The organism is Burkholderia torrens, from assembly GCF_984668525.1.
In genome coordinates this window covers 2,837,119-2,861,515 of sequence record NZ_OZ480212.1, presented here as the reverse complement: position 1 = coordinate 2,861,515, position 24,397 = coordinate 2,837,119, and the positions used below count along the sequence as shown (strand labels likewise).

The window sequence follows — 24,397 nt, the reverse complement described above, 5'->3', positions numbered from 1 at the left end:
GTTTCCCTCGCGAATCTAGTTCGTGTTGGGGATCTGAGGATCGGTCGGATAGTCAACCCACTGCGCTTCTATTTTTCGATCGGGAAGGAAGTGAAATTCGATATATCCCTGGGATTTGTTCGGTAAGGTGGGTACTGGAATATCCGTTTCGTAGATGTCGAACGGCAAATTGTTCTTGTACTGCTCCTGGGTCAGCTCGTACTTGATCTTGATGTGCCAGGTCTTTTTGCCGCGCGGTATGTCCATGCAGCATACGGACTTTCCACCGCCGCCGCGTTTACGAGCGGTAGAGCCGCCGGCCCCGAATTCGTCGATCGAAAAACTGTAGATGCTTCTGTCGGTGTAGTTGTATCCGATGACGTGGTACGGGCCGTAGCTCGCGGTCTGCGCATGCACCCACCAAGCCCCGCCAAGCAGCACCACTGCAATCACGATCGGGTTGCGAATGAGGCGGCGAAGAAAATTCAGCATGTCGATGTTCCTGTCACTCAGTTCGTCGCGGACGACGCGTTGCTCGGTCTGTTAGGGTTGCGCTGATCTGTCCGATACTCGACCCACTTGGCGTCGATCTTGCGGTCGGGCAGAAAATGAAACTCGATGTAGCCGTCGCGCTTGTTCGGCAGCTTCGGGACGGCGATGTCCGTCTCGTAGACTTCCGGCGACAGGTTCTTTGCATCTTCTTCCGGCGTCAGGTCGTATGTGACCTTGATGTGCCAGGTCTTCTTGCTGGGCGGTACTTCCATGCAGCAGGCGGTACCACCGCCGCCACCGAATTGACGGGCGCGAACGCTGCCGGCACCAAACCCGTCGACGACGAAGCTATAGACGCCTCGGTCGGTGTAATTGAAACCTACGACGCGATACGGTCCGTCGCTTCCCGCATGCGCCAACGCAGTCCACAAACCGCCAGCGGCTACCACGCCGACCGCAACGGCCCGCCGCATCCCGTACGTCAATTCGTGCAACATCCTCATCTCCTGTCGCTCAACCCGAGTCAGGCGATGCATCGGTCGCTACTGCTTGGGCATCCAACGACTCGCCGGCATATCCGGCGAGCGGATGCGCATCGAGCAGCGCCGCCCACACGTCCGCGTCGACATCCGCGAGCGTTGACGACATTGGCGGAGGCGCTTCTCCGCGCGCGGCGATTTTCTCGGCGATCGCCGGATGCGCATCGAACGCCGGATGCACGTTCATCCCGATCAGCGCGAAATACGCGAGATCGTTCTCGTTCACGAGTCCATGCCGGCTCCGCGCTCGCGCGACCAGATCCTTCACATAGCGAATGCCCCAGCGGTCCGGCACCGCCGACATCGGCGGCAGGAATTCGTCACGCAACTGGAAATAAAGCGTCTCCGCAAATCCCTCGCGCGCGAGCGCATCGTACTGCGCTTCCGTGAACACAATCGGCGTCGCGGCAGCGGTGGGCAGTGGTCCCTTTTCCTCGCCGACGATGCTCTCCCACGGATCGAATCGATAACGCAGTTCGACGAACGTCGCCAGCAGCTCGCGCCGTTGCGCAGGCGTCAGGATCGGCACGAGGTTTTCGAGAATCGACGGATCGTAGTAGCGCAGCAGCGCCTGACGCGTGTCCGGCAACGTCGCTTCGGCAAGCGGATGCAGATACGCGGCGAGCGCGGGCAATGCATGACCGGTCGCGAGCCACACGACGAGATCCGAATCGCTCCTGGCATTCAGCAGGTCGAACATCGTCGCGCGCGACGCGTCGTCGTCCGCCGTCAGGTCGAGCAGGAACGGGCCGATTTCGGGCCGCGACGCTTCGAGCATCGTGTCCGGATACAGCGACTGCCACGCGATGCCGCGTGCTCGTGCCGCATCGAGCATCGTATCGTCCAGCGCGCCGTCGACGAGCGCCAGCAGGCGCAGCGCGCGGGTTTCCGCGGCTTGCCGCGTGCGATGCCAGTCGCGCAGATCGTCATGCCGTTGCGCGACGGTCGTGCGCGGCCACCGAGCCGGCAGCGGAAGCGCACGCGTCAGGTCGTGAAACGGCTTCATCGAGGCGGCGGATGTCATGTACGGGGCGTCAATGCGGATTTCATTTTTGCGGCGCTGCGTCGGCATTCCGAACACACGCCTTCGGGCAGGCGCGGCAACGGGTAGTCGGTGCTGGCCGGGCCCGAGAAGCTGTGGTTTCCGCCCTTGAAATCCACCTTGCCGGGCGCGTGGATCTCGATGTTGCCGTTGCCGATGCGGATATACGCACCGCCGGAGGTCAGCAGGATCGGCTGCTTGGCCGCGACGTCGATCTGCGCCGTGGCGGCGACGATCTTCACGGTCTTCTGCGCGGTGATCTGGACGTCGTCGTCGTGTGCGCGGACCTCGACCTTGCCCTTGCCGGCGAACAGTTTCATCCCGGCGTTCTGCGCGAACAGGCTGACCGACGCGATCGCGCTGGCGATCAGCGACTTCCCGGTCACGAGATGGGTCGTCTGGCCGCTGACGATGTTGACGTGCCGGTCGGCAACCATCTGCACCGATTGCTGGCTCGCCAGCCCGATGCCGGCCGGGCTGCCGAACAGCATCACGGGCTGCGCGAACGCATTCGCGTTGCCGGTCCCGCCGCCCGACGTGCGTCCGCCCGACGCGGCACCGGGCATGCTCTGCTGGGTCGCGTCGGTGAACGTCTTCAGCGCGTCGCGACCGGGGCTCAGCGTGTCGGCCTGGTGCGTCTCGCTCACGTCGGACAGCGATTCGAGCAGGCCCTCGGCGCCGACGAGCTGCTGCTGTGTCTCGCGCACGTCGAGCGGCTGGCTCGACATGCCCTTCGGATGCGTCGTGACGTACAGGCCCTGGTTCGCGCGTACGGCACCGTAGGCGTCGGTTCGCAGGTCGAAGCCGCTGCCGACGTACGTGCCGCGCGTGTTGCCGGACTGCTCGATCAGATAACCGATATGCAGCAGACTGTTCGCCGTGCTGCTGTACAGTTGCGTGCGGTTTTGCCCGGTCGCGTCGTCCATCACGAGCTGGTTGTAGCCGCCGCCCGCGTATTCCTTCGAGCGGAATCCGGACAGCAGCCCGTCGGTGTGCCATTGCGGTTTGGTCGCGCCGTTGTAGAGCCGCGCGGTGACGATCGGCCGGTCGCAGTCGCCGGACATCCAGTCGACGACCACTTCCTCGCCGATGCGCGGCACATGCACGCTGCCGTACCCGCCACCCGTGTCCGACGACGCGACGCGCAGCCAGCACGATGCGCGCTCGTCGCCTTCATTCTGGCGATCCCAGTGGAACCGGACCTTGATCCGGTTCAGTTCGTCGGTGTGGACTTCCTCGCCCCTCGGCCCCGCGACGGTCGCGGTCTGCAGATGCATCTCGGGCTTCGGGTGCTCGAACGGGCTGCGGAACGGTACCGTCTGGCGCTGTGCCTCGATTTCGACGAGATAGAAGCCTTCGCTGCCATCGGCATGGCGCACGGTCATCGCGCCGGCAGCGTCGCCGAGTTGCGCCTTCATTGCATCGAACCGGGCGGCCAGGCCGTGCGGGAAATGCGACGGCATGGCCGGAATGTTGTTTCTGATCCACCACACCGTCTCGACGACGGCGAACCGGTTACCGTCCTGTTCGGCCGGCGGGTGGGCCGCATGGTCGGTCAGCTCGAACACGCGGCCCGCGTCGATGCCGCGCATCCCGCCGATGCCGTGGAAGCGCTTTGCGCGCGACTCCCATTCTTCCATCCGGATGGTCGACTGGCGGTTGCCGTCACCCTGGGCGCCGTACGTATAGGCGCCCGTATACATGTAGACCTCGGCCTGGTTCGGCAGGTCGCCCTGATCGGGCCGGGTCGGTACGTCGGTGCCCTTCGGATTGAGTGCCGTGCCGGGTGACTTGTAGTCGAACGTGCGCGTCGTGTAGTGGCTGCTCTGCAACGTGCGCGAGCCCGACCACTGGAGGAGCGCCTGGGTCTCGTCGTCCGAGGCCGTGCGCTGGAACGGCACGCGTGCCGGCGCGGCGGTGGGCAGCGAACGGAGCGAATCGGTGATCACCAGCGTGTGGTGCGAGCCATCGGCGGCCTGTTCGAAATAGCCGAACAGGCCTTCGTCCTCGAGCAGGCGATGGACGAAATGCCAGTCGTCCTCGAACTGCATGCAGAACGACCGGTTCCGCAGCGGCGCGGAAAGCGCGAACCGGAACATGCCGGCGGCTTGCGGATGCTGGTTGAAAACGTCGGTCAGGATTTCGTCGGCGGTGCGATCCTGCCAGATGCGCTGGTCGCGGCGGTACCGGAGGAAGCCGAGCCACGGCATGAAACGGATCTGGTACGCGGTGACGCCGCCGTCGAAGCCGAGCCGGCGCGCGGTCTGCACGTAGCCGTGCCATGGCAGATAGGCGTCGCCTTGCTGTTCGATCCACAGCGTGACCGGCTGTGCGATCAGCTTTTTCAGCTCGATATTGTCGCGGGTCGACACGGCGTCGACCGTCAACGTGTAATCGCGGCCCAGCCGGGATACACCGTGAACCGTCTGCGGAAGCAGAACATTCTGGCCCAGCGGCGTGTCGAGCTTGAGCAGGCGAGCTTGCTGAAACAGGCCGCCGCCGATCGCGCGAACCAGTTCTTGGGAATTCATCGTCGTGGCCCTCTTGAATCGAGAACGATGAGCGGGCAGGCGATTCGATCGCCGGTTTTATCGTACAAATTCTCTCGATTCGCGATTTTACAGGATAAATCACACGATTTCGGCGACGTCAGCACCGGCTGGACGTGGTGCCCCGCGCGACACGTGCAGCCGGCCAGACGGTCGTCAGCGGCCGAGCGGGGCGCGCGCGATGGTCCATGTCATCGTGAACGCTCGACCGGCCGCGCCGCCTGCGCGAGCGCCAGCTCGACGAACGCACGCGCGGCCGCGCTGCGGTAAGCGCCCTTGCGCTGCAGCAGCACAGCCGTGCGCCGCAGGACGGCCGGATCGAGCGCGACGGCGACGAGATCGTCGTGCCCGGTCGCGATCGTCGCGGGCAGCAGCGTCGCGAGGTGCGTGCGGCGCACGATCTCGATCACCGCCCCCAGCGAATTCGCTTCCATCAGCACGCGCGGCTGCACATCGTGCACGCGGAAATAACGGTCGATCTGCGCGCGCGTCGCGAACTCCGCGGTGAGCAGTACGAGCGGCGCGTCGTGCAGCGCGCGCAGGCCGGCCCTGCGTTTGCCCGCGAGTGCATGCCGACGGTTCACGACGAGCGCGAGCGTCTCGACCAGCAGTGTCTCCACTTCGATATCCGCCGACTGCACGTCCGCGAACGCAATGCCGACATCGAGCTCGTCGTCGACGAGCAGCGTCTCGATACGCTCCTGTGACATCTCGCGCACCGACAGCGTCACGTCCGGATAACGCCCATGAAACGCCTCGACGAGCGGCCCGACGAGATAGCTCGTGAAAGTCGGCGTGACCGCGATTCGCAGCGAGCCGCGGCTCAGGTCCTGCACGTCGTGAATCGCGCGCCGGCCTTCCGCGAGATCGTGCAGCGCTTGCCGCGCATAGCGGAAATACACGTCGCCGGCGTCCGTCAGCCGCGTGACGCGCCCGGTGCGGTCGAACAGCTGCGCGCCGAGCGTCTCCTCGAGCTGGCGGATCTGCTGCGACAGCGCGGGCTGCGACACGTGCAGCGCGGCGGCCGCACGCGTGAAGCTGCGGTGCTCGGCGACGGCCAGGAAGTAGTTGATATGGCGCAGCAGCATGGCGGATCCTATAAGTCGTGCTTATCGGCTAGATCATAAATCGGTCTTTTACGTTATTGGAAGTCCGGCGTAACCTGCCCTTCATCGATTCCACCTGCACCGGAGAACACGCGATGAAGGACATCATCGAAGGCTTCCTGAAGTTCCAGCGCGACGCCTATCCGGAACGCGCCGCGCTGTTCCGCGACCTCGCACGCAGCCAGAACCCGCGCGCGCTGTTCATCTCGTGCTCGGACAGCCGGCTCGTGCCGGAACTCGTCACGCAGCGCGAACCGGGCGACCTGTTCGTGATCCGCAACGCCGGCAACATCGTGCCGTCTTACGGCCCCGAGCCGGGCGGCGTGTCGGCGTCGGTCGAATATGCGGTCGCCGCGTTGCGCGTGACCGACGTCGTGATCTGCGGCCATTCCGACTGCGGCGCGATGACGGCGATCGCGACCTGCCAATGCATGGACCACATGCCGGCCGTCGGCCACTGGCTGCGCTATGCCGATTCGGCACGCGTCGTGAACGAGGCGCGCACGCATCGCAGCGAACGCGAGCGGATCGACTCGATGGTGCGCGAGAACGTCGTCGCGCAACTCGCCAACCTGAAGACGCACCCCGCCGTGCGGCTCGCGCTCGAAGAAGGGCGTCTCGCACTGCACGGCTGGGTCTACGACATCGAATCGGGCTGCATCGACGCCTACGACGGCGCGACCGGCCGGTTCGTGTCCCTCGCGGACCACCCCGGTGTCCGCGCGACCCCCGCGACGCTCGCCGTCGCGGCCTGAATCCGGATTGCTCCCACCCCACCACGAGGAATTGCCATGATCCAGTCCCAGCACAGCCAGACTGCCCGCCACGCGCTTGCGGAAACCGTCGTCCTCGCGAAGGCGCGCAAGAACCTGTCGTTCGCGCAGCTCACCGAAGGCACGGGCCTGAGCGAAGCGTTCGTCACGGCAGCGCTGCTCGGCCAGCATGCGCTGCCGGCCGATGCGGCGCGCGTCGTCGCCGACAAGCTCGGCCTCGACGACGATGCGGTACTGCTGCTGCAGACGATCCCGCTGCGCGGCAGCATCGACGATCGCGTGCCGACCGACCCGACGATCTACCGCTTCTACGAAATGCTGCAGGTGTACGGCACGACGCTGAAGGCGCTCGTCCACGAGAAGTTCGGCGACGGCATCATCAGCGCGATCAACTTCCGGCTCGACGTGAAGAAGGTCGACGATCCCGAGGGCGGTTCGCGCGCGGTGATCACGCTCGACGGCAAGTACCTGCCGACCAAGCCGTTTTGACGCCGGCGCGGCGCCGCAGCAGCGGTGTCGTGCAGGTTCCGCCCGACGGGCGCCGGCTGCCGGCCGGCGCGCGTTTCCGCCATTCCGTTCGGCGCTCAGGCCGCGCGCGACAGCCGCCCCGGCTGCTCGTTTTCCCCACCCTCCGTTTCGCCCGGCGGCACGTGTGCCGCCGGGTGCCCGCGCTGCCGCGCGGCGCCGTGTCGTGCCCCTCTTTTTCCTGCCTCCCCAAACATCGATCCCGTTCAATGTCCGGAACGGAAATCCGCGATCCAAAAAGTTTTTGACGGGTTTAAAAATTCGCCCTGGAGACGACGGAAACGTGCGGAAAGCCCGATGAAAACCGATGAAATGTTCACGATAGCCGGTGCATCGGCCGATTCCGGCCGCGCCTGACGCCTGAGATTCGCTTACCTGCTCAACACGGACCATCATGAAACGTGATTCATTCAGTACACCTGATGCATTGAATCGTTCAACGGCAGAAATGCTCAAGCCGAACGACGCGTTCGTCCGCATCGAGAACGTCGTGAAGAAGTTCGGCGACAGCACGGCCGTCGACAACGTGAACCTGACGATCGCGAAGAACGAACTGTTCGCCCTGCTCGGCAGCTCGGGCTGCGGCAAGTCGACGCTGCTGCGCATGCTCGCCGGGCTGGAGACGGCGACCTCCGGCAGGATCTTCGTCGACGGCGAGGACCTCGCGTCGCTGCCGCCGTACCGCCGCCCCGTGAACATGATGTTCCAGTCGTACGCGCTGTTCCCGCACATGACGGTCGAATCGAACGTCGCGTTCGGCCTGAAGCAGGAGGGCACGCCGAAGCACGAGATCAAGGAGCGCGTGGCCGATGCGCTCGCGCTCGTGCAGATGAGCAAGTACGCGCAGCGCAAGCCGCACCAGCTCTCCGGCGGCCAGCAGCAGCGCGTCGCGCTGGCGCGCTCGCTGGTCAAGCGCCCGAAGCTGCTGCTGCTCGACGAGCCGATGTCCGCGCTCGACAAGAAGATCCGCCAGAAGACCCAGCTCGAACTCGTGAACATCATCGAGAAGGTCGACGTGACTTGCGTGATGGTCACGCACGACCAGGAAGAGGCAATGACGATGGCCAGCCGCCTCGCGGTGATGAGCGAAGGCAAGATCGTGCAGATCGGCGCGCCGGGCGAGGTGTACGAGTTTCCGAACAGCCGCTTCTCCGCCGAATTCATCGGCTCGACCAACCTGTTCGAAGGCCGCGTGGTCGAGGATGAGCCCGATCACATCTTCGTCGAGAGCGACGACCTCGAAACGCGCATGTACGTGAGCCACGGCATCACGGGCCCGCTCGGAATGCCGGTCGGCATCTCGGTGCGCCCGGAGCGCATCCACGTGTCGCGCGAGAAGCCCGGTTCGAAGCACAACTGGGCGCGCGGCGTCGTGACCGACATCGCGTACATGGGCAGCTACTCGCTGTACCACGTGCGCTTGCCGAGCGGCAAGACGGTCGTGTCGAACCTGTCGAGCTCGCACCTGATGAGCGACAACGCACCGGCGTGGAACGACGACGTGTTCGTGTCGTGGTCGCCGGCCAGCGGCGTCGTGCTGACGCAATGAGGACGACGCGATGAGAACCTCTGCTTCCACGCCCTCCACGCCGGTGTCGACCGGCGCCGCGAGCGCTGGCGCGGCCCGCGCCCGCCCGGGCCGCTTCGCCGCGCTGTCGCGCTTCTTGCCGTCGGGGCGCAGCGTCGCGATCGGCGTGCCGTTCCTGTGGCTCGCGGTGTTCTTCGCGCTGCCGTTCGTGCTGGTGCTGAAGATCAGCTTCGCCGACCAGGTGATGGGCATCCCGCCGTACACGTCGCTCGTCGAGTTCAAGGACGGCGTCGTGCACTTCGCGCTGCAGCTGTCGCACTACGCGTTCCTGCTGCAGGACGACCTGTATATCGCGACCTACCTCAGCTCGCTGAAGATGGCAGCCGTGTCGACCGTGCTGTGCCTGCTGATCGGTTATCCGATGGCGTACTACATCGCGCGCTCGGAGCCGAACCGCCGCAACGTGCTGATGATGGCCGTGATGCTGCCGTTCTGGACGTCGTTCCTGATCCGCGTGTACGCCTGGATCGGCATCCTGAAGGACGACGGCCTGCTGAACCACACGCTGATCGCGCTCGGCATCATCCACACGCCGCTGCGGCTGTATCACAGCGATGCGGGCGTCTACATCGGGATGGTCTATTCGTACCTGCCGTTCATGGTGATGCCGCTGTACGCGCACCTCGTGAAGATGGACCTGACGCTGCTCGAAGCCGCGTATGACCTGGGCGCGAAGCCGTGGGTCGCGTTCACGCGGATCACGCTGCCGCTGTCGAAGAACGGGATCATCGCCGGCAGCCTGCTGGTGTTCATCCCGGCGGTGGGCGAATACGTGATTCCGGAGCTGCTCGGCGGTGCCGACACGCTGATGATCGGCCGCGTGATGTGGGATGAGTTCTTCAACAACATGGACTGGCCGATGGCGTCGGCGGTGACGGTCGCGATGGTGCTGCTGTTGCTGGTGCCGATGGCGCTGTTCCAGTACTACCAGGTCAAGGAACTGGAGGAAGCGAAATGATCAAGCCGAGCAAACCGCTGTCGACGGGCGTCCTCGCCTTCGGCTTCCTGTTCCTGTACATCCCGATCATCAGTCTCGTCGTGTACTCGTTCAACGAGTCGAAGCTGGTGACGGTATGGTCGGGCTTCTCGCTGAAGTGGTACGCGGCGCTGCTGGAGGACGACGAGCTGCTGACGGCCGCGTGGCTGTCGCTGAAGATCGGCCTGCTGACGGCGACCGCGTCGGTCGTGATCGGCACGTGGGCGGGCTTCGTGCTCGCGCGCTTCGGCCGCTTCAAGGGCTTCACGCTGTACACGGGGATGATCAACGCGCCGCTGGTGATTCCGGAGGTGATCCAGGGCATCTCGCTGCTGCTGCTGTTCGTGGCGCTGGAGCAGATGTTCGGCTGGCCGAAAGGTCGCGGGATGCTGACGATCTGGATCGGTCACGTGATGCTGTGCGTGTCGTACGTGGCGATCATCGTGCAGTCGCGCGTGAAGGAGATGAACAAGTCGCTGGAGGAGGCTGCGCTGGATCTGGGCGCGACGCCGCTGAAGGTGTTCTTCGTGGTGACGCTGCCGCTGATCTCGCAGGCGCTGCTGTCGGGGTGGCTGCTGTCGTTCACGCTGTCGATCGACGACCTGGTGCTGTCGGCGTTCCTGTCGGGGCCGGGCTCGACGACGCTGCCGCTGGTGGTGTTCTCGCGCGTGCGGCTGGGGCTGAACCCGGAGATGAATGCGCTGGCGACGCTGTTCATCACGGCCGTGACGATCGGCGTGATCGTGGTGAACCGGATGATGATCGCCCGCGAGCGGCGCCGGATGGCCGACCTGAAGGCGGCGTTCGCGATGGCGTGAGCGTGTGGCCGGGAGCGGTATCGCGCGGCAATGGCGCGGTCGCCACGCAGCGGGCGACGCGCTATAGTCGTGCGATGCCCGCCGCGGTGCTGCATGCCCGGCGGCCCGTTCACGCACGCATTTGCCCGATGACCGCCCATCCCGACGTTACCCTCCGACTGACCGACACCGAGCAGCCGGCCGCACGAGATCTCATCAGCCGCAAGCTCGGCGAATTCAACCACGCGATGACGGGGCGCTCGGATGCGGCCGCGCTCGACGTGTACGTCACCGATCTCGCGACCGGCGAGATCATGGGCGGCTTGACGGGGCGCACGTCGCTCGGTCTCTTCTTCATCGACCTGTTCTACCTGCCCGAGTCGCTGCGCGGCGGCGGCCTCGGCAGCCGGCTGCTGCGCGAGGCCGAAGCGGAAGCGAAACGACGCGGGTGCGCGCGTGCGGTGCTATACACGATCTCGTTCCAGGCGCCGGACTTCTACCGGAAACAAGGCTACGAAGCATTCGGCGAAGTGCCGTGCGAGCCGGAAGGCGCGTCGCGCGTGTTCATGGTGAAGGTGCTGTAAACGCGATTCGCCGGCAATGACGCAGGCTCCTGACACCTGCCGACACGCGGCGATGTCCCGCTGCTACCCAACCGGCACGCTCGAGGATGACCGCGTGGGTGCCGCCCGTGCGACGATCATGTCGTACAGTGCGCGGGCGGCCGGCGACAGCTGCGCGCTCTTGCGCGTGACGAGCACGAGCGTGCGCGACACCGACGGCTCGACGAGCTCGATCGTGCGGATCATCGGATAGGCATTCTTCTGGATCGCGAGCTTCGGCACGACGGCCGCGCCGAGCCCTTCGGCGACGAGCCCGAGCGCCGTCGAGCTGCGCTGCACTTCGTAGAACGAATGCAGCGACACGCCGCTCGTCTTCAATGCACCTTCGAGCAGCCCGCGATTGCCGCTCACTTCGCCGGCGAAGATCAGCGGATGCGGCTGCAGCGCCGCCCAGCGAATGCGCCGCCGCTTCGCGAGCGGATGATCGTCGCGGCACACGAGCAGGTAGGGGTCGTGGGTGAGCGGCACGCTGACGAGTTCGGGGTGCTGATCGCCGGCGATGCTGATGCCGAATTCGGCTTCGCGGCGCAGCACGGCCTGCAGTACCGACGCCGACGCGTGATCGAGGATCTTCACGCGATCGTGCGGCCGGTGCCCGGAGAAGGCGCGCAGGATGCGCGGCAGGTACTGCACGCCGACCGTCGGCACGCACGCGATCGTGACGTCGCCGCGCTGGCTCAGGCCCGTCTCGCGGATTTCGGTCAGCGCGTCGGACAATTCGTTCAGCAGCCGGCGCGCTTGCGGCAGGAAGCGCCGGCCGATCTCGGTCAGCGTGGTGCGGCGCGTGGTGCGCTCGACCAGCGCGACGCCGAGATAGGATTCGAGCTTGCGCAGCCGCTGCGTGATCGCCGTTTGCGTGACGTGCAGCGTGTCGGCCGCTTGCCTGAAGCTGCCGCCGTCCGCGATCGCGACGAAAGCCTGGACACCGAGCGTATCGATCTTCATCAGAATCTTGAATCAATCACGATATTAAATTCATTTTACTGAAGGCCGAGCGCGGTCGCAGAATGCGCTGCATCGGCGGCTGCCTGCCTCCCTCCCGGCACGCTTGCCGCCGCTGCCGACAAGGAGAACCTTCGTGACGACCCCACTCGATCAATACGCGAACCAGTACGTGCGGTTCGAGGACGAACGCACGCGGCCGGTGCGCGACCTGCTGGCCGCCGTGCCCAAGACGCCGATCCATACTGCGATCGACATCGGCTGCGGGCCCGGCAATTCGACCGAGGCGCTGATGGCACGCGCGCCGGAAGCGACGATCCACGGGATCGACGCATCGGCGGACATGATCGCGGCCGCGCGCAAGCGGCTGCCGGCGCTGCGTTTCGACATTGCCGATGTCACGACGTGGGACGACCCGGGCGGCTATGACCTGATCCTGTCGAACGCGGTGCTGCAATGGGTGCCCGCCCACGACACGCTGTTCCCGGCGCTCGTCGGCCGGCTCGCGCCGGGCGGCCATCTCGCGGTGCAGATGCCGGACAACCTCGACGAGCCCGCGCACCGGCTGATGCGCGAGGTCGCCGCAGCCGGGCCGTGGGCCGACAAGCTGCAAGGGGCGGCGCGCACCGAGCGGTTCGATGCGCGGTACTACCACGCGCTGCTGTCGCCGCTGTGTTCGCGCGTGGACGTGTGGCGCACGACCTACTACCATCCGCTGCGCGGCGGGGCGGACGCGGTTGTCGAATGGTTCAAGGGGAGTGCGCTGCGGCCGTTCCTCGCCGCGCTCGACGACGCCGAACAGCGCGCGTTCCTCGAGCGCTATCGCGACGCGATCGCCGGGCCAGACGGCTATCCGGCACTCGACGACGGTACCGTGCTGTTGCCGTTCCCACGGCTGTTCATCGTCGCGACGCGGAAGTGATGCGGCAATGACGCGCCGGGCGGTTGTGCGTCAGCGCACCGGCCGCACCGATGCAGGGTCGACCGTGCGGCTCCGTGCGGTCTGCCCGTCGCGCAGGTCCTTGTACCAGAACAGCGCGACTTCCCCGGCGTTTTCGCCGTCGGCGTACAGGAAGCGGTCGTGCCCGCCGAGGGCGAAGCCTGCACGCGCATAGGTGGAGCAGGCCGCGACATTGTTCGCCTGCGTTTCCAGCCGCATGAAGCCGAATCCGTGGTTGCGCGCCCACGCTTCCGCTGCCGCCAGCAGGAATTGCCCGATACCGACGCGCCGATGTTCCCGGTCGACGGCCAGCTCCGCGATTTCGGCCATGCCGTTCCAGCTCTCGGCGACCGCGACGAAGCCGGCGAACTGCCCGCCCACGGTCGCGCGAAAGAGCGCCGTCCTGCCCGCCGCTTCGTCTGCCCAGCCGGCCGGATCGAACCCGTAGTCCTTGCGGCGCGCGGGCAGTGCACGAAGGTCGAGCAAATCCTGATACGGCGCATTCAGCTCCCATGCGATGTCGAACGAGAAGTCGCAGCGGTCCAGTTCGTCGGCGGCAAGCGAGATCGCCGGTTCGATGCTGATGTGCTCGGATCGGTCCATATGTCGGTGTCCTGTCTTCGGCGGAGGGTGTGGTCTCGTCGGTGACGCGATCGTCGGCGCACTGATACTGATACGCGGCCAATTGCGTCCTCTTCCGTTCTTCGTTCTCTGCATCTGCACAATTCGCTGCACGCGAAACCGGCACGGACCGGCTGAGTGCCCGGCCGCCGATCAGGGGCCAGCTGTACACCGGGCGGCGTCGCACACGTTTGCGACCCGCACGCGCCGGCTGCGGTGCGCGTTCAACCGCCCGATTATGCTGGATTTCGGTGTCGCCGCGGTGCGGGTACCGGTGCGATGACGGCGGGCGCCGTGCGTCGCGTCTCCGATCCGCTTCGGCCGTCGATCGCCGGTGGATGAAAGACGACAGGAACCCGAATCATTGTTGGTTGCTCGTTCGAGCGTGGCGTCCGGCGGCGCGCGTCATGCATGCGCGCCGGCCGGGACGTCGAAACGACGACTTAACCGCGGTGACCTCAGATGCTGATCGCGATGGGGCCGGCGAGCGGCGTGTAGCCGTCGTCGAACAGCAGCCATGCATCGTACTGGCCCGACGCGAGCGTGCTGTTCGCGGTCGACGAGAACAGTAACGAGCCGGTGCTCTTGGGGAGGTACGCCCACGACTTGTAGCCGCCCTTGGTCGGCTGCGCGCCGCGCGGATAGATGCCGACCCAGTTCTTCGGGCTGTGGCGCCACGGCGGCACGACGTAGTCGAACCGTAGCGTGCCGTACGACGACCCCTGCGACGCCAGCGCCGCGACGAATTTCCCGTTCGTATTGCCGATCGCCGAGTCCGTCAGCAACGTGCCCGATTGCGCCTGCACGCAGCCCGCGATACGACGCAGGAAATTCGGATCGTTCGCGTCGCGGATGCTCGCGTCGTACCAGCCGGCGTCGCCGTACCACGTGACGGCCCGCGTCGCACCGGCCGGCACGCTGACCGATTGCGCGCCGTTCATCCCGTACGCGTTGTCGACGAGCTGGAACGTCGTCGCATTCGAGCCGGCCGAGTTGTCGAGCGTGATCTGCACGTTGCCGTTCTGCACGTCATAGCAGAGGCGCACTTCGCCGGTCGATCCCGTGTTGCCCGATGCGCCGATGGTGCCGCGGAACGTTTGCAGGAACCCGTTCGGGCCGTAGATCGAGTAGTCGTAGCCGCCGCCCGAATTCAGGGCGAGCGAATCCGTGAGGCACGCGCCCGTGCCGGCGCCGATCGTGTACTGCCGCGGCGTCGTGCTCGTGCCGTCGACCCACGCCTGCAGGTGCACGCCGGCCGCACCTGTGTTGGTCATCGTCAGCGCGAGTGTCTTGCCGGCGCGGTTGACCTGGCCCTGGACGAAGAACTCGTACGGCAGCCGGCACGCGGTGTTGCGGCCGGCCGTTTGCGCGGGGACCGCGGTGGTGGTGGCCGGGGGAATCAGCACCGTCGAGCCGTTCGGGTCCATGTGGCTGGCCGCGGCCGGGATCGCCGGAATCGTCTGGTCGGGATTCGCGAAATCGAACGCCGACGTGAGATCGCCGCACACCGTGCGACGCCACGGCGTGATGTTGGTCTCCTGCAGCCCGAAGCGCGCTTCCAGGAAGCGGATCACCGACGTGTGATCGAAGACCTGCGAGTTGACCTTGCCGCCCTTCGACCACGGCGAGATCACGAACATCGGCACGCGCGGGCCGAGCCCGATCGGCACGTCGCCGCTTGCGGAGCCGTCCGATGCGGCGCCGCCGCCGGCGACGAATTCCGCGGCGGTCGAAACCGTCGACCGACCAGTGCCGGCGGCGGCGCTCGACGGGACGGCCGGCGGCACATGGTCGAACAGGCCGTCGTTTTCGTCGTACATCACGAGCAGCACGGTGCTGGCCCATACCGCCGGATTCGACGTCAGCGCATTGAGCACGTTGCTCACATACCATTCGCCGCCGCTCGCGGCCCACGACGGGTGTTCGCAATACGCATACGGCGCAGCGATCCACGACACCTGCGGCAGCGTGCCGTTCGCGACGTCGGCGCGCAACTGACTGAACAGGTTCGTGTCGTATTCCGTGCCGCCACCGGTCGGGTCGATCTGCGTGCCGTCGAGCGCCGGTGCGAGCGGGTCATTGGCGCCGAGGTTCTGGTACTGCTTGAAGTTCAGGATGACGTTGTCGCCGTAGTTGCCGTTCCACCAGAGATCCTTGCTCGAACCGTTGTACTCGCCGTAGCCGTGGCCGGAATCCAGCCCGTTGCCCTTGTCCTGGTAGAACTTCCACGTGACGCCGGCCGTGTTCAGGCGTTCCGGCATCGTGGTCCAGCCGGTGCCGGTCATCGTGTTCGTCGTGTACGGCGAATAGCCGGCGACGTTGCCGCAGCAGCCGGTCCACAGATACAGGCGGTTCGGGTCCGTCGGGCCGAGCATCGAGCAGTGGTAGGCATCGCACACGGTGAACGCGCTGGCCAGCGCGTAGTAGAACGGAATGTCGTTCTGCGTGAAGTAGTACATCGTGCCGCTCGTTTTCGCGGCGACCCAGTTGTCGTAGCGGCCGTTGTTCCATGCGCTGTGCGTGCCGTTCCAGCTGTGATCGAGGTCGCCGTAGTACGTATCGCCGTTCGCGACGCCGGAAACGGGCGGCGACGGGTTGAACGGAAACACGTACGACAGCAGCGACGGCTGGCGCCAGACCGGATAGCCGCTGGAAATCACGACCGGCCGTGGATCGCCGAAGCCGCGCGCGCCGCGCAGCGTGCCGAGATAATGGTCGAACGACCGGTTTTCCTGCATCAGGATGACGACGTGCTGTACATCCTGAAGCGTACCGGTGACGGTTGCGGCCGGAATCGACTGCGCGCGCAGGATGCTTTCGGGCAGCATGCCCGTCACCGCGGTGGCGCCGGCGAGTTTCAGCGCATCGGCGAGGAATTGACGTCGTGTCGTGGGTTTGTTTTGCATGATCGCTCTCTGTCCTGGATGACGAGTGGGGCCGGTGCCGGTCAGTGGCACGCGCTTGCGCAGTGCAGGACCGGCGCGGAGGCCAATCCCGGTGCCGATGCGCGTGCGGCGGCGGCCTTGCCGGCCGGGCCCGAGTCACCGTCGCCGCAGGCGGCCAGCGTGCACAGGAGCGCGATCGTGAAAACGGCACGCCAGTGCGGAATGCGGCTTTCCGCATGACGAGGCGGTACGACAGGCTTGCGATCCGATTCGAATCGGATTCCTGATTGATCGGGATGGTTGCTGCGTGCTCCGTATTTCATTTCCCCTCCAGACATGAAAATGGACAGCAGAGAATATCGCCCGAATCAGAACAACTTCATGACAGGCCAGCCGCGTTTGCCGGCAACCTGGGAAAGCTTCGAATCGGGATTGGTCGCGACCGGATGCGTGACGTAGTCGAGCAGCGGCACGTCGTTGATCGAATCGCTGTAGAAGTAGGTCCGTTCGAAATCGGACGGCAGGTAGCCGAGCGATCTCAACCATGCCGCCGTGCGCACGATCTTGCCTTCGCGGAAACTCGGCACGCCGATGCTGCGCCCGGTGAACTGCCCGCCCGGCGTGCCGTCGTCGGTATCGAGCTCGATGCCGAGCAGGTGCTCGATCCCGAACTCGGCCGCGATCGGCCGCGTGACGAAGACGTTGGTCGCCGTCACGATGCAGCAAAGATCGCCGTTCTCGCGATGCCGATCGACCAGCGCGCGTGCCTCCGGTGCAATCGCCGGCCGGATCACCTCGTCCATGAACTGCGCATGCCAGCGTTCGAGCTGCTCGCGCGGGTAGCGCGTGAGCGGCGCGAGCGTCACGGCGAGATACGCGTCCATGTCGAGCGTGCCGGCTGCATAGTGGCCGTAGTGCTCGTCGATCAGCGCCGTATGCGTGTCGTCCTCCTGCCCGCCGACCCGCGTGATGAAGCGGCTCCACGCCTGGTCGCTGTCGAGCGGCAGCAGCGTGTGGTCGAGGTCGAACAGCGCGAGATTCTTGTGCATGGATGGTTCCCTGTATTGCGTGCTTACGCGCCGACGAGCTTCTCAATCGCGTCCTTCGCGTTCTTTCCGTCGATGGTCGTGACGCCGTCGAGCCACTTCGACAGCACGCCGGGGTTCTTCTTCGCCCATTCCTTCGCAACGGCGATCGGATCGGCGTGATTCATGATCGGCACCATCAGCTGGTTCTCCTCTTCCGTCGTGAATGTCAGGTTGGTCAGCAGCCTGCCGACGTTCGGGCAGCGTTCGAGATAGCCGGGCGTGACGAGCGTGTAGACCTTCGCCGATCCGTAGTTCGGGCCGAACACGGTGTCGCCGCCGTCGAGATACGTGATCTTGTAGTTGATGTTCATCGGATGCGGCTCCCATGCAAGGAAGACGATCATCCGGTGCTCCTGCACCGCGCGCGTGACCTGGACGAGCATCCCGGCCTCGCTCGATTCCACCAGCTTGAAGCCGCCGAGCCCGAATTCGTTCTTGTCGATCATCCGCTGGATCAGCGCGTTGCCGTTGTTGCCGGCGCCGATCCCGTAGATCTTGCCGTCGAGCTGGTCGCGGAACCTGGCGATGTCGGCAAAGCGCTTGAGGCCCTTGTCCGACGCGTACTGCGGCACGGCCAGCGTGTAGCGCGCGCCGATCAGGTTCGGTTGCGGCAGCAGGTGCACGGCGCCCGCATCGACGAACGGCTTCACGGTCGGCGTCATGCTCGGATCCCAGTAGCCGAGGAACGCGTCGATTTGCGCCTTCTTCACACCGGCCAGCACGATCGGCGGCGACGCGATCGTCTTGGTCGCCTCGTAGCCGAGCCCGTCCAGCAGCATCATCGCGACGCCGGTGGTGGCCGCGATGTCGCTCCAGCCGACATCGCCGAGCGTCACCTTCTTGCAGACGTCGCCTTCCGATGCGTGAACGGGGGCCGTCGCCAGTGCCGCAAGCAGCGTGGTTGCCAGCATCCATACCTTCCTGATCATGATGGTCTCCTAAGCAAGTGTTCCGGATCGTGTTACCTGATTGGTCTGACGATTGATCGTGTGGATCGGATGAAACAAACGAACTTGGGTCTGGCTTTGTCGTTTTGCGTACCGTATATTAGAACGCACAAAATCGCAACATCGCACAAAAATACAACTTGTCGCATGCGAAGGCGGTTGGGCGAAGTCGGGAAAAGTCGGGCAGCGGTCCGCACGGTCCGTGCTTCATCAAGTGAATTTGCAAGGAAGGAGGCCTCGAATGATCAGTCAGCTGGAAATCATCTCCCGCCTGTTGCTGGCGGCCTTGCTCGGCAGCATCGTCGGCATCGAGCGCGAGCGCCTGTCATGGGCGGCCGGGCTGCGCACGCACATGCTGGTGGCCGTGGGCGCCGCGCTCGTGATGATCGTGTCGGCGTTCGGCTTCGCCGATATCCAGGAGGCGAAGAACGTGTCGCTCGACCCGTCGCGCGTCGCCGCGCAGGTCGTGTCGGGTATCGGCTTTCTCGGCGCGGGGTCGATCATGTTGCGCGGCGAGATCATCCGCGGGCTCACGACGGCGGCGAGCCTGTGGGTCGTCGCGGCGGTCGGGCTGGCGGTGGGCGGCGGCATGTACGTGGCTTCGATCGCCGCGACGGCGATCGTGCTGGCGATCCTGGCCGGGCTGAAGCCGATCGAGAAGCGCTTTTTCGCCGCGCGGCAGCGCTGGGGCGTGCGCATCCTCGCGCGTCGTGGCGCCGTGAAGCTGACGTCGCTGCAGGCGATGCCCGGCATCGACCAGGCGCGCATCGTCCAGTTCATCATCGAGCAGGACGACGCGACGCCCGGCGACGACCGCATCCACGTCGTGTTTTCGAAGATGACGAGCCGGGAATTCCAGGTGGTCCGTCAATCCCTGCAGACCCTCGTCGGCATCAAGGAGCTGGAAGAAAGCGCCGCGTAGACGGCCGTTCGAATAAGATTGACGGACATTTCCGAGGACATTCCATGTGGCAAGAAGAGCGATACCAGAGGATCCGGCTTCTGCTATCGAAGATGCAGCGCGTTTCCACCGACCGGATCATGGCCGACCTGAACGTGTCGCGCGAAACCGTGCGCCGCGATCTCGTCGACCTCGAGGCGCTCGGTGAACTGAAGCGCGTGCACGGCGGTGCGGTGCAGGTCGGCGACGAAGCGCCGATCGCCGAGCGTGCGCAGACGCACGTGAAGGCGAAGCTGGCCATCGCCCGCGCGGCGGCCCGGCTCGTCACGGGCTCGCAGACGCTGTTCATCGACGCCGGCACGACCACCACGCTGCTGGCCGAGGAACTGGCGAAGCTGTCGGGCCTCACGATCATCACGAATTCGATCGACGTCGCGCTGAAGATGCGTTCGAGCGACGCGGAGCAGGGGAAGAACGAAACGATCCTGCTCGGCGGGATGATCGGCAGCCGCGCGGCCGCGACGGTCGGCGACGGCACGGTTGCCGAGATCTTCCGCTATCGCGCCGATCTCGCGTTGCTGTCGCCGGTGGGCGTCGACCCTGTACGCGGCGCGACGAACTACGACCGGATGGAAACCGAGGTGGCGCGCGCAATGGTCAGCAACGCGGCGGAGGTCGCGATCCTCGCCGATTTCAGCAAGCTCGGTACGAACAGCCGGATCGGCTTCTGCGAGCCGGCGCGCATCGGCACGCTGGTGACCGACCAGAAGGCGGAATCGGTCGACAGCTACAAGAGCATCAGGAAGGTCATCAAGAACATCGTGCTGGCATAGCGCCCGCTGGCCCAGGGCGCCGTCGGCCACCCCGAACCGGTTCATCCGGTCGGTCGCGCCCGGTCGCGGCGCGCGGCTGAAACACCCGCTCGACGCGGCCGCCAGGGTGTTGACGGACCGCGGATACAAAAAAGGCGACATCGCGGCCCGCGCCGCGATGTCGCCAACGGCCTGAGCGGCCGCCCTGGTCAGTCGATCGCGCGCATCGAGTGGCGCAACTCCTGATAGCTGCGCAGCCCCGTGACGCCGAGTTCGCGGCCGATTCCGCTGAGCCCGAAGCCGCCCCAGCACACGTGCGGGTAGATCAGTTGCGGCGCATTGATCCATACGAGTCCCGCGCGCACGCGCTGCTGGAACCGCTTCGCAATCTCGGCATCGCGCGTGACGACGGTCGCGACGAGCCCGTAGCGCGTGTCGTTCGCGAGCGCGATCGCTTCGTCGTCGGTGCGGAACGATTTCACGCACGCAACGGGGCCGAACACTTCGTCGGTCCACAGCGGGTTGTCGGCGGCCGGCTCGGCGATCACGACGGGCGCCATGAAGAAACCGTCAGCGCCGGCATCCGCGACCCGTCCGCTGAATGCGACGCGTGCGCCTGCATCGATGCCCTGCTGGAGCATCGCTTCGACGCGCGCACGCTGCGCGGCCGAGATCAGCGGCCCCATCGCGACCTGTTCGGCGTCTGGCGGCGCGACGACGAGTGCGCGCACGGCCGTCTCGAACGCCGTCATGAAGCTGCGGTAGCGGCTGTCGTGCACGAGGATGCGGGCAGTGGCCGAGCACATCTGGCCCGCGTTCGTGAATGCACCGGCGACCGCGAGCGATACCGCGACGTCGAGATCGGCATCCTCGCGCACGATCAGCGACGACTTGCCGCCGAGTTCGAGCGTCACGCGCTTCATGTCGACGGCTGCTGCCTGCATCACCTTGCGGCCGGCCGCCGTGCTGCCGGTAAACGAGATCTTGTCGATCAGCGGATGCGCGGTCAGCGCCGCGCCGACCTCGGCGCCGCCGTTCACGACGTTGACGACGCCGGCCGGCACGCCGGCCTCGACGATGAGGTCGAGCAGCGCGTGCTCGGTCGGCGACGTGAGTTCGGACGGCTTCAGCACGACCGCGCAGCCGGCCGCGAGTGCGGGCGCGAGCTTCCACGCGGTCGTGACCATCGGGAAATTCCACGGCATCACCAGCGCGGCAACGCCGACCGCGTCGTAAAAGCGTTCGGCCGTGACGGCGTCGCTCGGCAGCGCGACGGGCTCGGCCGCGAACAGCGCCGGGTCTTCGCACAGCTTCGCGTAGTACGCGAACGTCGCGACGACGTCGCCGACATCGGCGTCGGCCTCGAACGGCGGCTTGCCGCTCACCTGCATCTGCAACGCGGCCAGGCGTTCGCGCGCCGCTTCGACGCGCTCGGCGATCGTCGCGAGTACGCGGCCGCGCTCGGCGGGCGACGTGTCGCGCCAGCCGGCGAACGCGTCGCGCGCGGCGCGCACCGCGGCGTCGACGTGCGCGGGCGTCGCGAATTCCTGCCAGCCGATCGCGGCACCGGTCGATGCGTTGAAGATCGGCGCGCCGGCCGTGTGGGAATGCGTGCGCACCGGCTGGCCGGCAATGCGGGCGGCGGGCAGGACGAAGCTGGTGGTGGCGCGGGAAAGCTCGGCGGTGGACATGAGGGTCATCCTGTCGATCGGGTTAGCGGTAGGCGACGCCCGGCATCACGCAGAGCATCTCGAACGCGAGGTTCGCGCCCGTGAGCGCGGTCGTGCCGGCCGGATCGTACGGCGGCGACACTTCGACGAGGTCCGCACCGACGATGTTCAGGCCCTTCATCCCGCGAATGATTTCCAGGCCCTGCTGCACGGTGAGGCCGCCGATTTCCGGCGTGCCGGTGCCGGGCGCGAACGACGGGTCGAGGCCGTCGATGTCGAAGCTCAGGTAGACCGGCGTATCGCCGACGCGTTCGCGCACCTGCGCCATCAGCGGCACGAGCGACTTGTTCCAGCATTCTTCCGCCTGCACGACGGTGAAGCCCTGCTGGCGGCACCAGTCGAAGTCGTCCGCATGGTAGCCGGTGCCGCGCAGGCCGATCTGCGTGACCTTGTCGCATTGCAGCAGGCCGTCTTCCACCGCGCGGCGAAACGGCGTGCCGTGCGCGATCTTCTCGCCGAACATCGTGTCGTTCACGTCCGCGTGCGCGTCGATGTGCACGACCGCCACCTTGCCGTACTTCTTGTGCAGCGCGCGCAGGATCGGCCACGCGATCGTGTGATCGCCGCCGAGCGTGATCGGCCGGCAGCCGTTCGCGACGATCTCGTCGTAGGCCTCTTCGATGCGGCGCACCGAGTCCTTCAGGTCGTACGGGTTGGTCGCGACGTCGCCGATATCGGCCACCTGCAGCGAATCGAACGGGGCGGCGCGCGTGGCCATGTTGTACGGGCGCAGCAGCACGGATTCGGTGCGGATCTGGCGAGGGCCGAAGCGCGAGCCCGAGCGGTTCGACGTGCCGAGGTCGAGCGGCACGCCGACGAAACATACGTCGAGGCCGTCGGTCGTCGCGGCCTGCGGCAGCCGCATCATCGTGGCGATGCCGCCAAAGCGCGGCATCTCGTTGCCGCCCATCGGTTGATTGAGTTCGCGAGGCATGGAGCCGTCTCCTTTTTCCGAGGTAAAGCGATCGGCCGATGGTAGAGGAGAACGCCCGCGCGAAGATTTTGAAGTCGCAACGTTTACATCGACGGGTCTCGATGCAAGTGGCGCCGCCGCATCGACGCGGCGCAACCGAAGGCGGCCACGCGTTGGAGGCGGGTGACGAGCGGGTCAGCCGGAGATGGCGGGCGGCGTGGTGCCGTCGTGCGGTCCGGCGAAAGGGAACGCAGCGGCCGCCGAACCCCACGCGGCGAGTTCGCGTTTGGTCCGCACGCCGAGCTTCGCGAACGCGCGCTTCACGTACGACTCGGCCGACGCGACGCGCACGCCGAGGATCCCGGCGGTTTCGGGCACGGTCTTGCCGGAGAGCAGGTGCTTGCAGGTTTCGTATTCGCGCTTCGACAGCTTCACGCCGTCGGCCGCGATGCGCGCATCGAACTGCGCGAGCGGATGGACTTCCGGTGTCGGATGCGCGACGCGCCGCACGGCGGTGGTCGACGCATGCAGTTCGAGCAGCGGGAACAGCACGTCGCTGATGCTGCGGAAGCGGTTCATCTCGGCGAGCGTGAACGGCGGCCGGTCGCGGCCGCGCTCGAGCGCGATCGAGTGCTGCGAATAGCGCGTGCCGCGTGCCAGCACGCATTCGTGGCCGATATGCACGTCGTCGAACAGCCGCTGGCGGAATTCGCCGGGCGGGATCGCCGCGATGTCGCGCACGACGAGCATCGTGCCGGTCTTGCCGCGCAGGCCGGCGAACAGCGGGTCGCTGTCGAGAAAGCGCTCGTAGTAGAGCGTCATCACGTCGGAGATTTCGCTGGATGCGGTGCCGATGCCGCTGCTGCCGATCCATTCGCATCGGTAGCCGGTGGGCATCGTGCCGTCGACGCGCGAGCGCTCGACGTGTGCGACGTCGAGCGGCACGACTTCATTGAGCAGTTGCGTGAGGCGCGGCACGAAGTGAGGCGTGCCGACCGTTTCGATCAGCTCGCCCAGCGCCTTGAACGACACGTTGAAGCGGTCGTTGTCGCGATGGAAGGGGTTCACGTTGAGCAGCATGCGGTTCCCCGGGTGAAAGGCGGCGCGATTGTAGCGTTCGCAACCGGAAACGTCAGTAGGGGGAAACACCGTCGGTTGTCCTGCCGACCTGTTTGCCCCGGAAAACACCGCTTGTCCCCCCCGGAGGGGGGCATACCGGGGCAGTGTAAATGAGTAACTTTGTCTCTGCTTTTTTCAATCAAGAGACGAAAGATTCACATGACCAAACTGATCAAGGACATCCTGCCGCTCGGCGCAGGCATCGGCGAATTCACGAAGCTCGACTTCGGGATGGACGAAAGCGACTGGCGCGCGGCCGAAGGCAAGAGCGGCAACTACATCATCGGCTGGTGGGAAGGGAAAGCCGGCGCGGTGGAGTTTCCGGAAACGGCGGCCGACGAAGCGGTGTGGCTCGTCGAGGGCCGGATCGCGCTGACCGACGTCGAAGGCAACCGCAAGGAATTCACGCCGGGCCAGGGCTACCTGCTGCCGGCCGGCTTCGCGGGCCGCTGGGAGACGATCGAGGACGCGAAGAAGTTCTACGTGCTGCTCGAGAAGTCGTGATGTCCG

Annotated in this window: 23 protein-coding genes; 10 read left to right on the top strand and 13 right to left on the bottom strand. The window is 66.0% G+C overall.

The annotated features are described in order from the left end of the window. Positions 1-15: 15 nt before the first annotated feature. From AC5LXX_RS29120 to cynR, 5 genes are all read right to left on the bottom strand, one after another. On the bottom strand, positions 16-471 hold the full coding sequence (locus AC5LXX_RS29120) for a DUF3304 domain-containing protein (protein WP_493412029.1): 456 nt from the start codon (positions 469-471) through the stop codon (positions 16-18). A gap of 17 nt (positions 472-488) precedes the next feature. Beyond that, on the bottom strand, positions 489-968 hold the full coding sequence (locus tag AC5LXX_RS29115; RefSeq protein ID WP_493412028.1) for a DUF3304 domain-containing protein: 480 nt from the start codon (positions 966-968) through the stop codon (positions 489-491). Between the two features lie 16 nt (positions 969-984). Next, positions 985-2,034, bottom strand: coding sequence for a DUF4123 domain-containing protein (locus AC5LXX_RS29110; protein ID WP_493412027.1), 1,050 nt, complete (start codon positions 2,032-2,034; stop codon positions 985-987). Then, complete coding sequence (locus AC5LXX_RS29105) at positions 2,031-4,583, bottom strand: type VI secretion system Vgr family protein (RefSeq protein WP_493412026.1); 2,553 nt, start codon at positions 4,581-4,583, stop codon at positions 2,031-2,033. The genes AC5LXX_RS29110 and AC5LXX_RS29105 overlap by 4 nt, the downstream gene beginning before the upstream one ends. A gap of 209 nt (positions 4,584-4,792) precedes the next feature. Further along, the gene (gene cynR / locus AC5LXX_RS29100) at positions 4,793-5,689 is read right to left on the bottom strand and encodes a transcriptional regulator CynR (RefSeq protein WP_493412025.1); all 897 of its coding nucleotides are present in this window, start codon (positions 5,687-5,689) and stop codon (positions 4,793-4,795) included. Positions 5,690-5,802: 113 nt separating this feature from the next. On the opposite strand from cynR, the gene AC5LXX_RS29095 reads away from it, so the two are divergent. From AC5LXX_RS29095 to AC5LXX_RS29070, 6 genes are all read left to right on the top strand, one after another. After that, the gene (locus AC5LXX_RS29095; RefSeq protein WP_124456640.1) at positions 5,803-6,462 is read left to right on the top strand and encodes a carbonic anhydrase; all 660 of its coding nucleotides are present in this window, start codon (positions 5,803-5,805) and stop codon (positions 6,460-6,462) included. Between the two features lie 36 nt (positions 6,463-6,498). Then, a complete protein-coding gene (gene cynS, locus AC5LXX_RS29090) occupies positions 6,499-6,969 on the top strand; it encodes a cyanase (RefSeq protein ID WP_047901820.1) in 471 nt (156 codons plus the stop codon). Positions 6,970-7,453: 484 nt separating this feature from the next. Further along, positions 7,454-8,554, top strand: a complete 1,101-nt coding sequence (locus AC5LXX_RS29085) for an ABC transporter ATP-binding protein (protein ID WP_493412024.1) — start codon at positions 7,454-7,456, stop codon at positions 8,552-8,554. A 10-nt stretch (positions 8,555-8,564) separates the two neighbouring features. Next, complete coding sequence (locus tag AC5LXX_RS29080) at positions 8,565-9,551, top strand: ABC transporter permease subunit (protein WP_493412023.1); 987 nt, start codon at positions 8,565-8,567, stop codon at positions 9,549-9,551. Continuing rightward, on the top strand, positions 9,548-10,387 hold the full coding sequence (locus AC5LXX_RS29075; RefSeq protein ID WP_493401781.1) for an ABC transporter permease subunit: 840 nt from the start codon (positions 9,548-9,550) through the stop codon (positions 10,385-10,387). The genes AC5LXX_RS29080 and AC5LXX_RS29075 overlap by 4 nt, the downstream gene beginning before the upstream one ends. 128 nt (positions 10,388-10,515) lie before the next feature. Further along, a complete protein-coding gene (locus AC5LXX_RS29070; RefSeq protein ID WP_493412022.1) occupies positions 10,516-10,950 on the top strand; it encodes a GNAT family N-acetyltransferase in 435 nt (144 codons plus the stop codon). 63 nt (positions 10,951-11,013) lie between these two features. Here AC5LXX_RS29070 and AC5LXX_RS29065 read toward each other — a convergent pair whose 3' ends face one another. Beyond that, entirely contained in the window at positions 11,014-11,934 is a 921-nt protein-coding gene (locus tag AC5LXX_RS29065) for a LysR family transcriptional regulator (RefSeq protein WP_493412021.1), read from the bottom strand. A gap of 133 nt (positions 11,935-12,067) precedes the next feature. Here AC5LXX_RS29065 and tam point away from each other — a divergent pair, with 133 nt between their 5' ends. Next, on the top strand, positions 12,068-12,853 hold the full coding sequence (gene tam / locus AC5LXX_RS29060) for a trans-aconitate 2-methyltransferase (protein ID WP_493412020.1): 786 nt from the start codon (positions 12,068-12,070) through the stop codon (positions 12,851-12,853). Between the two features lie 30 nt (positions 12,854-12,883). Here the strand turns inward: tam and AC5LXX_RS29055 are convergent, their stop codons facing one another. From AC5LXX_RS29055 to AC5LXX_RS29040, 4 genes are all read right to left on the bottom strand, one after another. Then, positions 12,884-13,474: a GNAT family N-acetyltransferase gene (locus AC5LXX_RS29055; RefSeq protein ID WP_493412019.1), complete on the bottom strand. Its 591-nt coding sequence runs from the start codon at positions 13,472-13,474 to the stop codon at positions 12,884-12,886. 476 nt (positions 13,475-13,950) lie between these two features. Further along, positions 13,951-16,398: a phosphocholine-specific phospholipase C gene (locus tag AC5LXX_RS29050; RefSeq protein ID WP_493412018.1), complete on the bottom strand. Its 2,448-nt coding sequence runs from the start codon at positions 16,396-16,398 to the stop codon at positions 13,951-13,953. Between the two features lie 347 nt (positions 16,399-16,745). Continuing rightward, a complete protein-coding gene (locus tag AC5LXX_RS29045; protein ID WP_493412017.1) occupies positions 16,746-17,426 on the bottom strand; it encodes an HAD family hydrolase in 681 nt (226 codons plus the stop codon). 23 nt (positions 17,427-17,449) lie between these two features. Next, entirely contained in the window at positions 17,450-18,394 is a 945-nt protein-coding gene (locus AC5LXX_RS29040) for a choline ABC transporter substrate-binding protein (RefSeq protein WP_493412016.1), read from the bottom strand. A gap of 259 nt (positions 18,395-18,653) precedes the next feature. Here AC5LXX_RS29040 and AC5LXX_RS29035 point away from each other — a divergent pair, with 259 nt between their 5' ends. Together AC5LXX_RS29035 and AC5LXX_RS29030 are read left to right on the top strand one after the other, a co-directional pair. Continuing rightward, positions 18,654-19,334 carry an MgtC/SapB family protein gene (locus tag AC5LXX_RS29035; protein WP_493412015.1) on the top strand — a complete coding sequence of 227 codons (681 nt, stop codon included), beginning with the start codon at positions 18,654-18,656 and terminating at the stop codon, positions 19,332-19,334. A 44-nt stretch (positions 19,335-19,378) separates the two neighbouring features. Then, the gene (locus AC5LXX_RS29030; RefSeq protein ID WP_493412014.1) at positions 19,379-20,146 is read left to right on the top strand and encodes a DeoR/GlpR family DNA-binding transcription regulator; all 768 of its coding nucleotides are present in this window, start codon (positions 19,379-19,381) and stop codon (positions 20,144-20,146) included. Between the two features lie 188 nt (positions 20,147-20,334). On the opposite strand, the gene AC5LXX_RS29025 is transcribed toward AC5LXX_RS29030, so the two are convergent. From AC5LXX_RS29025 to AC5LXX_RS29015, 3 genes are all read right to left on the bottom strand, one after another. Further along, positions 20,335-21,816, bottom strand: a complete 1,482-nt coding sequence (locus AC5LXX_RS29025) for an aldehyde dehydrogenase family protein (protein WP_493412013.1) — start codon at positions 21,814-21,816, stop codon at positions 20,335-20,337. A gap of 22 nt (positions 21,817-21,838) precedes the next feature. Further along, positions 21,839-22,789 carry an agmatinase gene (gene speB, locus AC5LXX_RS29020; protein WP_176051433.1) on the bottom strand — a complete coding sequence of 317 codons (951 nt, stop codon included), beginning with the start codon at positions 22,787-22,789 and terminating at the stop codon, positions 21,839-21,841. Positions 22,790-22,963: 174 nt separating this feature from the next. Beyond that, positions 22,964-23,848 (bottom strand): helix-turn-helix transcriptional regulator, encoded by an 885-nt coding sequence (locus AC5LXX_RS29015; RefSeq protein ID WP_493412012.1) that lies wholly within the window; start codon positions 23,846-23,848, stop codon positions 22,964-22,966. Between the two features lie 198 nt (positions 23,849-24,046). Between AC5LXX_RS29015 and AC5LXX_RS29010 the strand changes: the two genes are divergently transcribed. Then, positions 24,047-24,391 (top strand): cupin domain-containing protein, encoded by a 345-nt coding sequence (locus AC5LXX_RS29010; protein ID WP_493412011.1) that lies wholly within the window; start codon positions 24,047-24,049, stop codon positions 24,389-24,391. Positions 24,392-24,397: the final 6 nt, after the last annotated feature.

Excerpts from the sequence above, each read along its gene's own strand:
- cynR (WP_493412025.1), bottom strand. The coding sequence starts at position 5,689 with ATGCTGCTGCGCCATATCAACTACTTCCTGGCCGTCGCCGAGCACCGC.
- AC5LXX_RS29065 (WP_493412021.1), bottom strand. The coding sequence starts at position 11,934 with ATGAAGATCGATACGCTCGGTGTCCAGGCTTTCGTCGCGATCGCGGAC.
- AC5LXX_RS29015 (WP_493412012.1), bottom strand. The coding sequence starts at position 23,848 with ATGCTGCTCAACGTGAACCCCTTCCATCGCGACAACGACCGCTTCAAC.
- speB (WP_176051433.1), bottom strand. The coding sequence starts at position 22,789 with ATGCCTCGCGAACTCAATCAACCGATGGGCGGCAACGAGATGCCGCGC.
- AC5LXX_RS29080 (WP_493412023.1), top strand. The coding sequence starts at position 8,565 with ATGAGAACCTCTGCTTCCACGCCCTCCACGCCGGTGTCGACCGGCGCC.
- AC5LXX_RS29040 (WP_493412016.1), bottom strand. The coding sequence starts at position 18,394 with ATGATCAGGAAGGTATGGATGCTGGCAACCACGCTGCTTGCGGCACTG.
- AC5LXX_RS29095 (WP_124456640.1), top strand. The coding sequence starts at position 5,803 with ATGAAGGACATCATCGAAGGCTTCCTGAAGTTCCAGCGCGACGCCTAT.
- AC5LXX_RS29055 (WP_493412019.1), bottom strand. The coding sequence starts at position 13,474 with ATGGACCGATCCGAGCACATCAGCATCGAACCGGCGATCTCGCTTGCC.
- cynS (WP_047901820.1), top strand. The coding sequence starts at position 6,499 with ATGATCCAGTCCCAGCACAGCCAGACTGCCCGCCACGCGCTTGCGGAA.
- AC5LXX_RS29025 (WP_493412013.1), bottom strand. The coding sequence starts at position 21,816 with ATGTCCACCGCCGAGCTTTCCCGCGCCACCACCAGCTTCGTCCTGCCC.
- AC5LXX_RS29050 (WP_493412018.1), bottom strand. The coding sequence starts at position 16,398 with ATGCAAAACAAACCCACGACACGACGTCAATTCCTCGCCGATGCGCTG.
- AC5LXX_RS29035 (WP_493412015.1), top strand. The coding sequence starts at position 18,654 with ATGATCAGTCAGCTGGAAATCATCTCCCGCCTGTTGCTGGCGGCCTTG.
- AC5LXX_RS29070 (WP_493412022.1), top strand. The coding sequence starts at position 10,516 with ATGACCGCCCATCCCGACGTTACCCTCCGACTGACCGACACCGAGCAG.
- AC5LXX_RS29110 (WP_493412027.1), bottom strand. The coding sequence starts at position 2,034 with ATGACATCCGCCGCCTCGATGAAGCCGTTTCACGACCTGACGCGTGCG.
- AC5LXX_RS29075 (WP_493401781.1), top strand. The coding sequence starts at position 9,548 with ATGATCAAGCCGAGCAAACCGCTGTCGACGGGCGTCCTCGCCTTCGGC.
- AC5LXX_RS29115 (WP_493412028.1), bottom strand. The coding sequence starts at position 968 with ATGTTGCACGAATTGACGTACGGGATGCGGCGGGCCGTTGCGGTCGGC.
- AC5LXX_RS29105 (WP_493412026.1), bottom strand. The coding sequence starts at position 4,583 with ATGAATTCCCAAGAACTGGTTCGCGCGATCGGCGGCGGCCTGTTTCAG.
- AC5LXX_RS29030 (WP_493412014.1), top strand. The coding sequence starts at position 19,379 with ATGTGGCAAGAAGAGCGATACCAGAGGATCCGGCTTCTGCTATCGAAG.
- AC5LXX_RS29045 (WP_493412017.1), bottom strand. The coding sequence starts at position 17,426 with ATGCACAAGAATCTCGCGCTGTTCGACCTCGACCACACGCTGCTGCCG.
- AC5LXX_RS29085 (WP_493412024.1), top strand. The coding sequence starts at position 7,454 with ATGCTCAAGCCGAACGACGCGTTCGTCCGCATCGAGAACGTCGTGAAG.
- AC5LXX_RS29010 (WP_493412011.1), top strand. The coding sequence starts at position 24,047 with ATGACCAAACTGATCAAGGACATCCTGCCGCTCGGCGCAGGCATCGGC.
- AC5LXX_RS29120 (WP_493412029.1), bottom strand. The coding sequence starts at position 471 with ATGCTGAATTTTCTTCGCCGCCTCATTCGCAACCCGATCGTGATTGCA.